13 protein-coding genes and 1 tRNA gene are annotated in these 12404 nt (G+C 72.7%); 13 read left to right on the plus strand and 1 reads right to left on the minus strand.

Translation table 11 applies throughout. From position 1 onward, the window contains the following. The first annotated feature begins 11 nt into the window (after positions 1-11). A tRNA-Gly gene (locus tag ACFQH9_RS06875) sits at positions 12-85 on the plus strand. Between the two features lie 84 nt (positions 86-169). Here the strand turns inward: ACFQH9_RS06875 and ACFQH9_RS06880 are convergent. Continuing rightward, positions 170-670 (minus strand): PaaI family thioesterase, encoded by a 501-nt coding sequence (locus tag ACFQH9_RS06880; protein ID WP_379565052.1) that lies wholly within the window; start codon positions 668-670, stop codon positions 170-172. Positions 671-1129: 459 nt separating this feature from the next. On the opposite strand from ACFQH9_RS06880, the gene ACFQH9_RS06885 reads away from it, so the two are divergent. The 12 genes from ACFQH9_RS06885 (at position 1130) to ACFQH9_RS06940 (ending at position 12400) form a co-directional block, all read left to right on the plus strand. Then, positions 1130-2002, plus strand: a complete 873-nt coding sequence (locus ACFQH9_RS06885) for an LLM class F420-dependent oxidoreductase (RefSeq protein WP_379565053.1) — start codon at positions 1130-1132, stop codon at positions 2000-2002. Positions 2003-2081: 79 nt separating this feature from the next. After that, on the plus strand, positions 2082-2996 hold the full coding sequence (locus ACFQH9_RS06890; protein WP_379565054.1) for an alpha/beta fold hydrolase: 915 nt from the start codon (positions 2082-2084) through the stop codon (positions 2994-2996). Positions 2997-3063: 67 nt separating this feature from the next. Continuing rightward, the gene (locus tag ACFQH9_RS06895) at positions 3064-3765 is read left to right on the plus strand and encodes a Crp/Fnr family transcriptional regulator (RefSeq protein WP_379565055.1); all 702 of its coding nucleotides are present in this window, start codon (positions 3064-3066) and stop codon (positions 3763-3765) included. Between the two features lie 131 nt (positions 3766-3896). Beyond that, positions 3897-4712 carry an alpha/beta hydrolase gene (locus ACFQH9_RS06900; RefSeq protein WP_379565056.1) on the plus strand — a complete coding sequence of 272 codons (816 nt, stop codon included), beginning with the start codon at positions 3897-3899 and terminating at the stop codon, positions 4710-4712. Next, positions 4705-5883, plus strand: coding sequence for a CaiB/BaiF CoA transferase family protein (locus tag ACFQH9_RS06905; protein WP_379565057.1), 1179 nt, complete (start codon positions 4705-4707; stop codon positions 5881-5883). Before ACFQH9_RS06900 ends, ACFQH9_RS06905 begins: the two co-directional genes overlap by 8 nt. Then, positions 5880-6533 carry an enoyl-CoA hydratase/isomerase family protein gene (locus ACFQH9_RS06910; RefSeq protein ID WP_379565058.1) on the plus strand — a complete coding sequence of 218 codons (654 nt, stop codon included), beginning with the start codon at positions 5880-5882 and terminating at the stop codon, positions 6531-6533. Before ACFQH9_RS06905 ends, ACFQH9_RS06910 begins: the two co-directional genes overlap by 4 nt. A gap of 4 nt (positions 6534-6537) precedes the next feature. Further along, positions 6538-7278: an SDR family NAD(P)-dependent oxidoreductase gene (locus ACFQH9_RS06915; protein WP_379565059.1), complete on the plus strand. Its 741-nt coding sequence runs from the start codon at positions 6538-6540 to the stop codon at positions 7276-7278. A gap of 12 nt (positions 7279-7290) precedes the next feature. Further along, positions 7291-8088, plus strand: a complete 798-nt coding sequence (locus tag ACFQH9_RS06920) for an SDR family NAD(P)-dependent oxidoreductase (protein WP_379565060.1) — start codon at positions 7291-7293, stop codon at positions 8086-8088. A 139-nt stretch (positions 8089-8227) separates the two neighbouring features. Then, positions 8228-9025, plus strand: a complete 798-nt coding sequence (locus ACFQH9_RS06925; protein WP_379565061.1) for an alpha/beta fold hydrolase — start codon at positions 8228-8230, stop codon at positions 9023-9025. Between the two features lie 27 nt (positions 9026-9052). Then, positions 9053-10243: an LLM class flavin-dependent oxidoreductase gene (locus ACFQH9_RS06930; protein ID WP_379565062.1), complete on the plus strand. Its 1191-nt coding sequence runs from the start codon at positions 9053-9055 to the stop codon at positions 10241-10243. A 25-nt stretch (positions 10244-10268) separates the two neighbouring features. Beyond that, complete coding sequence (locus ACFQH9_RS06935; protein WP_379565063.1) at positions 10269-11585, plus strand: MFS transporter; 1317 nt, start codon at positions 10269-10271, stop codon at positions 11583-11585. Beyond that, on the plus strand, positions 11582-12400 hold the full coding sequence (locus ACFQH9_RS06940; protein WP_379565064.1) for an SDR family NAD(P)-dependent oxidoreductase: 819 nt from the start codon (positions 11582-11584) through the stop codon (positions 12398-12400). Before ACFQH9_RS06935 ends, ACFQH9_RS06940 begins: the two co-directional genes overlap by 4 nt. Positions 12401-12404 lie beyond the last annotated feature (4 nt).

Here is a 12404-nt window from a genome sequence, read left to right on the forward strand (position 1 = left end):
TCCGCGGGCACGCGGGCGTAGCTCAATGGTAGAGCCCCAGTCTTCCAAACTGGCTACGCGGGTTCGATTCCCGTCGCCCGCTCCACAGCTCTGACCAGCACAACGCCGAGCTGCGGACAGGTGTTCGACGATCGTGACGCGCCGGCCGGGATCGCCAGCCGGCGGGGCATCACCGTCGCAGAGGATCGAGGTCTCGGACTTCCGCCTGTGGGTCGAGGTCGCCCGCGAGCGCGGCGGTGGCGCGCGAGGCCGCCTCGACCCGGGCCCGGGAGAGGAGCCGAATGGTGGAGGTCCCCTTCGCGACGACCTGGCCCGCAGCGTCGAGCAGGCGACCCTCGGCGAAACAGGTGGACCGGCCGCTCAGCTCGATCCACCCCTCCGCCGTCACCAGGCCCGGACGCGCCGGAGCGAAGAAACTGATCTTGAGCTCGAGGGAGATCGGGGAGACGTCGTGGTCGCCACGCTCGCCGTGCAGCCCGATGACCGCGTGCGCCATCGCCGCGTCGATCCAGCCGCTGACGAACCCGCCCTGCACCACACCCCCCGAGTGGCACATGTGCATGCCGGCGAGGAACTCCAGGCTGGCGCGACCACCGCCCAACGCCACGATGCGCTGGAGGCCCAGCGTCTGCAGCATCTCGTGAGGAGCGTCCTCCGTTGCTTCAGACACTGCCTCGCTCCTTCCCTCCGGCGACCCGATCCCAGTGAAGAGGCGCCCGAGGGGCGCTGGAAAGAGGGAGATCAGTGGTGCCGCTCACAGCTGGCGGTCGTGCGACCGCTCGCTGGGTCGGGCTCCGCGTAGCCACGCAGCACACCGCCGCGGGAGCGCGGAAGTACGAAGCGTCGATCCGACCGGGGTGGAATCCGGGGCCCTGCGAGCGACGCTCGCCCCTGTGCGGCCGCCGGACGGCCGAAGAACACCGCCGGTAACTCCGCGCGCCGCCGACTCCTCCGGGCCGACCACGACCCCCTGTTCGCCCGCGCGTGGTTCGACCGGCTCGTCGTCCTGCACGCCCCTGGATCCAGGTCACAGTCACACCCGGGGTACTCGCGCGACACTCCGGCACCTGGCAGCGGCAGCACGACGGGCACCGCTCACCTAGGGGCCCGCCTCGAGATTGGCTCGCGTATGAAGATCGGTCTGCAGGTCTCTGACTTCACCTGGCCGGGCGGTGCGCCCACACTCGCCGCGGACCTGCGGCGGGTCGCGGTGGCCGCCGAGGAGGCCGGGTTCGCGCGTGTCGCCGTGGCGGACCACCTGTGGCAGATCCCTGCCAACGGTGGGCCGGAGAGCGCGATGCTCGAGGCGTACACGACACTCGGCTACCTCGCGGCGTGCACCTCCCGCGTCGAGCTGCTGACCTGGGTCACAGCGGCGACCTATCGCGCGCCTGCGCTGCTCGCGAAATGCGTCACCACGCTGGACGTGCTCAGCGGCGGGCGGGCCTGGCTGGGTGTCGGGGCGGGGTGGTTCGAGGACGAGGCCCGGGGGCTCGGGTTGCCGTTCCCGCCGACGGCCGAGCGCTTCGCGCGGCTGGAGGAGACCCTGCGGATCTGCCTGCAGATGTGGTCGGACGAGGACGAGCGCTTCGACGGCGAGCACCACACGCTCGAGCGGGCGCTCAACGCACCGCAGCCGCTGCGGCGACCGCATCCGCCGATCCTGGTCGCGGGGGGCGGCGAGCGGCGGACCTTGCGGCTGGTCGCGCAGTACGCGCAGGCCTGCAACCTGTTCGCGTCCCCCGAGCTGGAGCGCAAGCTCGACGTCCTCCGCGAGCACTGCGCGGCCGTCGGGCGCGACTACGACGACATCGAGAAGACCGTGGTGCTGCCGATGGACCCCGGTCCCGACGGCGAGAACGTCGAGGCGATCCTCGGCGAGCTGCAGCGGTTGGCAGGGCTGGGGATCGCGCACGCGCACACCCGGGTGCCGGGCGCGGCGGAGATCGCGCCGCTCGAGCTCTTCGGCGAGCGGATCATCCCGGAGGCGGCGCGGTTCTGAGCGCACCTGGGTCACAGACCCGGGCCCCGGCCCGCACCAGGATGGCCGTAGCGCAGGAACGGCTGGGAGGAGCATCGACGTGGATGCGACACAAGGCGGGGTGGAGACGTCGGACGGGGTCCGACTGCACGTGACCGACAGCGGGCGCGGGGTCCCGGTCCTCTTCCTCCACGAGTACGCGGGCGACCACCGGAGCTGGGCCCGGCAGGTCGCCGACCTCGGCGCCGACCACCGCTGCCTCACGTACGCGGCGCGCGGCTACCCGCCGTCCGACGTGCCGGCCCTCCCGTCGGCGTACTCCTGGCGACGCGCGGTGGCCGACGCCGTCGCGGTGCTCGACGCCCTCGAGGTCGAGAGCGCACACGTCGTCGGGCTCTCGATGGGCGGGTACACCGCGCTGCAGCTGGGTCTGCAGCACCCGGACCGGGTGCGGTCGATCCTGGCGGCGAGCGTCGGCTCCGGTTCCGACCCGGAGACGCGGGCGGCCTACCTCGCCGAGACCCACACCGTTGCGCAGGAGCTCCGGGCCCACGGCGCGGCCGCCGTCGGCAACCGGATGGCCGAGGGGCCCAGCCGCCTGCAGTTGAAGGCGCGCGACCCGGCCGCGTGGCAGGAGATGGTCGACCAGTTCGCCGAGCACTCGGTCGAAGGACTGGCGCACACGATCGCCGAGGTCCAAGGGCGGCGTCCGGCGTTGCACGACCTGACCGCCGAGCTCCGCGCGCTCAGGATTCCCCTCTTCGTCGTCACGGGGGACGAGGACGAGGCCTGCCTGTCCACCGGGCTGCTGCTCAAGCGGACCGTCCCGGCGTGCGGGCTGCAGGTGCTGCCGAACAGCGGGCACGTGCCGAACCTGGAGGACCCCCGGCTGTTCAACGACCTCGTCCGTCGGTTCGTGCAGCGCGTCGAGGCGGGCACGTGGCCCGCCCGGGATCCCAGATCGAGGACCACCTTGCAGTTCGACCTCGATCGGGCCGAGTCTGTTGCCGGGTAGCGGCCTCGTCGGGAGGGTCCCCGTTCCCAGGGACGACAGGGTGTGCGGAGACGAGGCGAGGCGAGGGATGAGCGCGTCGGCGGCGTTGGAGGCGTGGTCGAGGAGCTTCCTGTCCGGGCAGGACCCGGAGATCCGGGACGCGCTCCTGGCGGACAGCCGGATCGTGACCTACCCCGCCGGAGCGTGCATCTGCCGGGCGACCGAGGGCGACTACCTCGTCGCGCTGATCCACAGTGGTCGGATCCGGGCACAGATCACCTCCTGGGACGGGCGCGAGGTCACCACGCGGTACATGACGGTCGGCCAGATCACCGCGGTTCCGGCCATGCTGACGCACGGCGCGCCCGCGTCCCTGCACGCGGTCACCACCTGCGAGGTCTCCCTGCTGAACCCGAACACCTTCCGGCGCCTGATGCGGACCCACGCCGCGCTGAGCTACCAGGTGGCCGTGTACCTCGCGGAGTCCACCTACGAGACCGTGGCCTACTTCGAGGACAACCTCTTCGGCTCCGTCCAGCAGCGGGTCAGCCGGCACCTGCTCGAGATGGCCACCCCCACGGTCGAGGGGCTGCTCGTGCAGACGGACCAGGCGGAGCTCGCGAGCGCGATCGGCTCGGTGCGGGAGGTCGTCGCACGCACGCTCAAGAAGCTGAGCGACACCGGCGCGATCCGCCGCTCGCGCCGGCAGATCTGGATCGAGGACCCGGGGCTCCTGCGGTCGCTCGCGTCCACGCCGCTGGGCGGCTGGAGCGGGGTGCGGGACGAGTGAGCCCGTACCGCATCGACGAGGACCTGGTCGCATCCGCCGCCGCACTGCCGCACGTGGACCGCGCGGACGTCGCGGCAGCCCGCCGGATCGCAGCGAGCCGGGTACCACCGCGACCTACCGCGGAGACGGGCGTGACGGTCGAGGAGCGCACCTGCACGGGAGCCGACGGGCACGTCGTCAGGCTGCGGGTGTACCGGCCGGACCGCCGTCGCAACCGGGGCGCCGTCGTCCAGGTGCACGGCGGAGGCTTCATCCTGGGCGACCTCGACGCGACCCACGCGCGGAACGTGGAGATCGCGCGCGAGGTCGGGAGCGTCGTGGTCTCGGTGGGCTACCGCCTGTCGCCGGAGTGGCCCTTCCCCACGCCGGTGGAGGACGTCTACAGCGGACTCGTCTGGCTGCACGACCACGCCGGCGAGCTGGGGATCGACCCCGCTCTCGTCGTCCTGCACGGCGTGAGCGCGGGCGGGGCACTGGCGACCGCGACGGCGCTGCTGGCCCGGGACCGGGGCGGGCCGCCGGTCCGGTTCCTGTTCCTCGCCTCGCCGGTGCTGGACGATCGCCTCGAGTCCGTCAGCAGCAGGAGGTTCACCGACACCCCGGCCCTCACCAGGCGAGACGTGGAGATCTGCTGGTCGGCCTACCTCGGACCGGTCGAGCGGGGCACCGGCGGGGTCCCGCCGCTCGCCGCGCCGGGGCGGTCCACGGATCTGACGGGACTGCCGCCCACCTACATCTCGGCGGCCGAGTTCGATCCGCTTCGCGACGAGGCGATCGACTTCGCGCGGTCGCTGCTGGTCGCCGGTGTCGGTGTCGAGGTGCACCTGTTCCCGGGCACCTACCACGGGTCCCTGGCGGTCCGAGGTGCCGCGGTGAGTGAACGTCAACTGGCCGAGGAGATCGCCGTGCTGAGGAGCGTCATGAGAGGGGTGGGATCCGATGCCTGACTTCCTGGGTGGGGTCCGGGTGCTGGACATCACCGGTGCCCTGGCCGGCCCCTACTGCACCACGATCCTCTCCGACCTCGGTGCCGAGGTCGTCAAGGTGGAGCCGGTCGAGGGCGACCCGCTCCGGCGCCGGCTGGTCGGCGAGGAGCAGGCGCCGCTGCCGTTCGACCTCGTCCACCGCAACAAGCGCAGCATCGCCGTGGACATCAAGACCGATCGGGGTCGCGATGTCGTGAAGGCGTTGGCGGCGCGGTCGGACGTGCTGGTCGAGAACTTCCGGGTCGGTGCGCTCGCCCGGCAGGGCCTCTCGTACGACGACCTCAAGGGCGACTGCCCGGACCTCGTCTACTGCTCGATCTCCGGGTTCGGGCAGTTCGGACCGATGCGGGACGCGAAGGGGATCGACCTGGTCGCCCAGGCGTACGGCGGTCTGCTGAGCGTGACGGGCAGTGCGGGCGGGGAGCTGGCGAAGGCCGGTTACCCCATCGGCGACCTCGGCACCGGGATGTGGGGGGCGATCGGTGTGCTGGCGGCCTTGCGCCGGGTGCGGGACGGCCACGGCGGGGCGCACATCGACGTCTCGCTGGCGGACACCATCGCCGGATGGTCGCTCTGGGAGGTCGCGGACTTCGTCGGGACGGACACCGCACCCGGCCCGCTCGGGACCGCGCACCGGCTCACGGCCCCCTACGAGGCGTTCACGTGCGGCGACGACGCGGTGCTCGTGATCGGCGCGACCGAACGCTCGTGGGAGGACCTGTGCGCCGTCCTCGACATCGACCTCGCCGGCGACAGCCGCTTCGAGGGCGAGTACGCCCGCTTCGTGCACCGCGAGGAGCTCGCCTCGCTGCTGCAGGCCCGGTTCGCCACCGCGCCGCGGGACTCCTGGATCGAGCGCCTGCGTGCGGCCGGGGTGCCGTGCGGGCCGGTCAACGACGTCCCCCGGATGCTGGACGACCCCCAGTACGCCGCGCGGGGGATGTTCCCGAGCGACCCCGCGCGGTTCGGTCACCGCAGGATCGTGAACACGCCGCTGATCGCCGACGGTGCCCCGCGCGCCCGGCGCCGGGCGCCCGCCGTCGGGGAGGACACGGTGGCGCTGCTCGAGGAGATCGGGCTCGACGGTGCGGAGATCGAGGACCTGCGGCATGACCACGTGGTGGGCGGATGACCGTCCGGCTCGAGCTCCGCGACCGGGTCGCGCGGCTGACGCTCGACAGACCGGCGAAGCGGAACGCACTGACCGGGGAGATGTGGGCGACCCTGCACCGGCACCTCGACGCGCTCGACGGCACCCGGGACCTGGTCGCGGTCGTGCTGCGCGGCGCGGGCGGGAGCTTCTCGGCGGGCGCCGACCTGGGCGAGCTGCGGAGCGCGGAACCCGATCACGTCGGCGGAATCCAGGAGCTCGCCGAGGCGACCGTCCTGCGGATGCGGGACCTCCCCCTGCCGACGCTCGCGGAGATCGACGGTCCGTGCCTCGGGGCGGGCTGCAGCCTCGCCCTCGCCTGCGACGTGCGGATCTGCTCGCCCCGCTCGCGGTTCGGCATCCCCGCGCTGCGCCACGGCATCGTGTACGAGCCGGTCCACGTGCAGCGTCTCGTGCAGGTCGTGGGCCCCGGTCCGGCCGGGCTGCTGCTCTACGGCGGGGAGATCTGGGCGGCGCAGGAGGCCGTCGTCCACGGGCTGGTCGACCGGTGCACCGAGGCCACGGAGGCGGCGATCGAACGGATCCTCGCCGGACTGCGCGGTGCGTCCGCGGCGGCGGTCGGCGCGACGGCGGCGGCCCTCCGGGCTGCGGCAGCCACGGCGGCAGGGTAGAGCGGTGGACCTGCAGCTGAAGGGCGCGCGGGCGATCGTGACGGGCGGATCGGGGGGCATCGGGCTCGCCGTCGCCCGCGGGCTCCTCGCCGAAGGGGCCCGCGTGGCGCTCGTCGCCCGGAACACGCAACGCCTCCGCGACGCCGCGCGCCGGCTCGGGACAGCGGACCTGCTCCCGATCTCCACCGACACCACGGACGACACAGCGGTCCGCGCGATGGTCGATGCGGTGGTGGCGGAGTGGGGTGGCGTGGACGTGCTGGTCAACGCCGCTGCCACCCCGTCCGGTGGGGCGCCCGCGGCGCTCGCCGACCTCACCGACCGCGAGGTGGCGGCGGACTTCGACACCAAGGTCCTCGGTTACCTGCGGTGCGCCCGCGCGGTCGCGCCGCACATGGTCCGGCAGGGCGCGGGGCGGATCGTGAACGTCTCCGGGTTGAACGCCCGCCGCACCGGATCGATGTCCGGCACGATCCGCAACGTCGCCGTCGCCGCCCTCACCGCGAACCTCGCGGACGAGCTCGGGCCGCACGGGGTCAGCGCCACGGTGGTACACCCCGGCCCGGTCGAGCCGAAACCGCCGGAGGTGCGGGCCGTGCTGGCGGAGACGACCAGCCTGCGTCGGCTCGTCACCGCCGAGGAGGTCGCGGACGTCGTGGTCTTCCTCTGCTCGCCCCGGGTGGCCGCCGTGACCGGCGACGGCATCAGCGTCGCGGGAGGGAACCGGGGCGCCGTCCACTACTGAAGGGAGTCGACGATGGACTTCACCGGCAAGGTCGCGCTGGTTACCGGCGGCGGCAGCGGGATCGGGCGCGCCGCGTGCCTGGCGTTCGCCCGGTACGGCGCCGCCGTCGTCGCGGTCGACCGCGACGCGGCGGCCGCGGAACGCACGGTCGAGAGCATCCGGGAGGAGGGCGGCAAGGCGCTCGCGGTGACCGCGGACGTCACCAGCACGACCGACGTGCAGGCCTACGTCCGGACCACGCTCGAGGAGTTCGGCCGGATCGACTGCTTCGTCAACAACGCAGGCATCGGGGGCACCGTCGCGCCCACCGCCGCGTACGACGAGGCGGACTTCGACGCCGTGATCGCGGTCAACGTGAAGGGTGCCTTCCTGGGCCTGCGCCACGTCCTGCCGCTCATGATCGAGCAGGGGAGCGGCGCGGTGGTGAACACGGCCTCGGTGGCGGGGTTGGTCGCCACCCCCGGCGCGCCCGCCTACGTCGCCTCGAAGCACGCGGTGATCGGGCTGACGAAGGCGGCGGCGGGTGAGGTCGCGCGCCAGGGAGTGCGGGTCAACGCCGTGTGCCCCGGCCCGGTCGACACGGTCGCGATGCGCCGGCTCGAGGAGCAGATCGCGCCCGAGGACCCCGACGGGCTCACCGCGCGGAACCGCGCAGCCCAGCCCACCGGCCGCTACTCCACCCCCGAGGAGGTCGCCAACGTCGTGCTGTTCCTCTGCTCCGACCTGGCCTCCAACACCACGGGCGCCCAGTACGTGGTCGACGGCGGCCGCAGCGCGACGGGCACCGCGGCGCCCACGAGCGCGCGGTGAGGAGTCGCCGGATCCAGGTCACAGTCATCGCGGCGACGGGGCGCGAGACTTCCTGACACCGGACGCGACGGCGCTTCCCGCGAGGCGCCGACCCGGACCGCAGCAACTCGTGGGGCCGTCGAGCCCCGTTGGAGGCATCGTGCAGACGCTGGATCTCGTGGACGCCCGCAGCGGCGTCGAGTTCGGAAACGGTGTGCACCTCGACACCCGCGTCGACGGCGACGGGGAGCGGGTCGCCCTGGTGCTCCCCGGCGCCGAGCGCGCCGAGGAGGACGCCGCCTTCCTGGCCGCCCTGGCGGAGGAGTTCTCCGTCGTCGCGCCCAGCCACCCGGGCTTCGGCCGGTCTCCGCGCCCGGACTGGTGCCGCTCCGTGGACGACCTCGCCTACCTCTACCTCGAGTGGCTCGACCGGTCCGGGCTGACCGACGTGACCCTCGTCGGCCTGCAGTTCGGCGGGTGGGTCGCGATGGAGATGGCGGTGCGGAGCTGCGCGCGGATCTCCCACCTCGTGCTCGTCGACTCGCTCGGGGTCAAGCTCGGCGGACCCCTCGAACGCGAGGTGGTCGACCTCTTCGCCACGCCGCACGCGGAGCTGGACCGGCATCTCTACGCCGACGCGGCCCGTGGCCTGGGCGATCTCGGGCGGGCGGACGTGGGCGCGGTCCTCGAGATGGCCCGCAACGAGGAGGCCCTCGTGACCTACGGCTGGGAGCCCTACATGCACAACCCGCGGCTGCTCGACTGGACCTGGCGCATCTCCGTGCCGACCACGGTCGTCTGGGGCGACCGCGACGGCATCGTGCGGCCCGAGTACGGGCGGGGCCTCGCCGGTCGGATTCCCGGCGCACGGTTCGAGCTGGTCGAGCACGCCGGGCACCGCCCCCAGGCCGAGTGCCCGGAGGACGTGGCCCGCCTGGTCGCCAAGTCCGCCGTCTGACCGCACGTCACAGGAGAGGAGCAAACCGTGCAGCACTGGCACTTCAGCGAGACGGCCTACCCCTACCTGCCGGACCCCGAGAGCTACGAGTCGATCCGGGTGACGCTGCCGAACGGGGTGATCGACCCCGAGCGGGCGGCCGGTCTGTGGGACCGCTACATCCGTGAGTGGCAGGTCGCGGACGAGTGCGGGCTGAACGTGATGGTGAACGAGCACCACTCGACCGCGACCTGCATGAACTCCGTCGCGCCGGTGGTCGCGGGAGTGCTCGCGCGGGTCACGACCAGGGCGCGGATCCTCCTGCTGGGCAACCCCGTCGCGAACCGCAGGGACCCGGTCCGGATCGCCGAGGAGATGGCACTGGTCGACCTGCTGAGCCACGGTCGCCTCGACGTCGGGTTCGTGCGCGGGGTTCCCTACGAGATCTCGGCGACGAACAGCAAGCCCATCCGGATGACCGAGCGCATGTGGGAGGCGATCGAGCTCATCACCCGGGCCTGGTCCACCCACGACGGGCCTTTCAACTGGGAGGGCGAGTTCTTCCACCACCGGCAGGTCAACATCTGGCCGCGCCCCTACCAGGAGCCCACCCCGCCGGTATGGGTCACCGCGGTCAGCCCCACCAGCGCCGCCCGGATCGCCGATCACGGCTACCGACTCGGGACGTTCCTCACCGGGTACGAGGGCACGCGCGCGGTCTACCAGGTGTACCGCGACCGCTGCGCCGAGCAGGGCCTGCCGACGCCCGGCGACGACCGGTTCGGCTACGCCGCCCTGGTCTACACCGGACGGACCGACGAGGAGGGCCTCGAGGGCGCCCGCACGCTGCTCTGGTACCTGCACTCCAACAAGGTCGCGACGGAGTTCCTCTACCCGCCGGGCTACATCCCGTACCAGCTGCGGGCCGCCGGCCTCCGCGCCCACGGCGCCGTGCACGACCCGGCGCTGCTCCGGGACCAGGGCGGACCGGCGAAGAAGGACCTGGCGTCGATGTCGCTGGACGAGCTCATCGAGCAGGGGATCGTCTTCGCGGGAAGCGCGAGCACCGTCGCCGGCCAGATCGAGCGCTTCTACGACCATGTCGGCGGGTTCGGCCACCTGCTGCTCATGGGGCAGGCCGGACACCTGGGGCACGACGAGACGGTGCGGGGCCTGCGACGCTTCGCCGAGGACGTCGTCCCCCGGCTCGACCGCGTGACCGACGGGGTCACGGTCTGACCACCCCCGACGATCGGAGACAACGATGTCCCAGTCATCCCCGCCGGACGCGACGAGCCCGGCGCCCGCACCGCCCGACGTCACCACCCTCTCGCGGCGGTCGGTCGTCGCCGCCGGCACCGGCAACGCCCTGGAGTTCTACGACTTCGCGATCTTCGCGTCGCTGACCCCGGTCATCTCGCAGCTGTTCTTCCCGGCCGGCGACGCGCTGGTGGCCATCCTGTCCACTCTGGCCCTCTTCGCCGTCGGATTCGTGATGCGGCCGGTGGGCGCCATCCTGTTCGGCCGCCTCGCGGATCGGCGCGGGCGCAGGCTGCCGCTCGCCGTCGCCGTCCTGATCATGGGCGTGACCACCGTGCTCATCGGGGTGATGCCGACCTACGACCGGGCCGGCGTCCTCGCGCCGCTGCTCCTCTGCGTCGCCCGGCTGTTGCAGGGGCTCTCCGTGGGCGGCGAGTTCGGCACGTCCGCGAGCTTCCTCGTGGAGCACGCTCCCCGGCGCCGCCGCGGGCTCTACGGCTCCTACGCGTTCTTCTCCTCCACCGCGGGCAGCGTGCTCGGTGCGTTCGTGGTCCTGCTCCTCACCCTCTCGTTGAGCGTGGACGCGCTGAACAGCTGGGGCTGGCGGGTGCCGTTCCTGCTCGGCTTCCCGCTGCTGGCCATCGGGCTCTACCTGCGGTACCGCATCGCGGAGTCGCCGGAGTTCGAGAAGGTCGAGGCGGAGAACGCGCGGGCGAGGAGCCCGCTGCGCACCCTCTTCCGGGAGCACTGGCGCGCTTTCCTGACCGTGCTCGGCATCTGCCTCGGGTTCAACATCGCGGCTGCGACGTTGCAGGCGTTCGTGCTGACCTACATCCGGTCCGTGCTCGGCATGTCCGCCGTCCCGGCTCTGACGACGGTGGTCCTCTCGACGACTGTCGGGGTTGTGATGGTCCTGCTGTTCGGGCACCTCTCGGACCGGTACGGACGCAGGCCGGTCCTCGTCCTCGCGTGCGTCCTCTCCGTGGTCCTTCCCTATCCCTGTCTGCTGATCATCGGGCTCGGCGGCTTCGGGTCGGTCCTGCTCGGTCAGCTGATTCTCTGGGTCCCGGTCGCCGCCTTCGGCGGCGCCATCCCGGCCCTGTTCGCCGCGCTCTTCCCGACGCAGGTCCGGGTCTCCGGGTTCGGCATCGCGTACGGCTTCGGCTCGGCGCTGTTCGCCGGCACCACCCCGTTCGTCGCGACGCTCCTGATCGAGTTGTCGGGGGAGAGGATCGCCCCCGCCTGGTACATGTCCGCGGCCGGGCTCGTGACACTGGTCGTCGTGCTCGCGTCGACGTCGGTCCGGCGGGCGTCGACATGACCGGCATGAGGCCCGGACGGCTGACCGGGAAGTCCGCGCTGGTCACCGGGGCGGGCTCCGGGATCGGTGCGGCGACGGCGGAGCTGTTCGCCCGCGAGGGGGCCCGGGTCGTCGTCGCCGACGTCGACAAGGCGGGCGCGGCGGCCACGGTGGACCGCATCCGGGACGAGGGCGGGGTGGCCGAGCCGTTCGTCGCGGACGTCTCGGACGAGAGCGAGGTCGAGGAGCTGGTCGCGTTCACCGTCCGGACCTTCGGCAGCGTCGACGTGCTGCAGAACTACGCGTCCAACCGGGGGGTGGTCCCGGAGGACCGCCCCGTCGCCGACAGCGACCCGTCGGTGTGGGCGCGTCAGCTGGGCGTGGACCTGATGGGCTGCGTGCTCACCGCGAAGCACGCGGTGCCGCACATGCTGCGGGCCGGTGGGGGGAGCATCGTCAACGCATCCTCGCTCGTCGCCTGGCTCTCGCTCGAGGCCCGCCCGGCCTACGCCACGGCGAAGGCCGGGGTGATCGGGCTGTCCAGGTCGATCGCCGTGGAGTACGGCAGACAGGGTGTGCGGTGCAACGTCGTGGCACCGGGGCCGATCATCTCGCCCGGCACCGAGGCGATGTACTCCGCGGCGCAGACCGAGGTGCTCGTGGAACACGTCGCCGCCCCCCGGCTCGGGCGACCGGACGACGTCGCACTGGCCGCGCTGTTCCTCGCCTCGCCGGAGGCCGCGTTCATCAACGGCCAGGTGCTCGTCGTCGATGGTGGGATGAGCGCGTACGCGCCCATGGTCCCGTCGTTCCGACGGCTCGCCGAGGAAGGATGACCCG

It is taken from the genome of Pseudonocardia lutea (assembly GCF_042658055.1).
Taxonomy (GTDB): Bacteria; Actinomycetota; Actinomycetes; order Mycobacteriales; family Pseudonocardiaceae; genus Pseudonocardia; species Pseudonocardia lutea.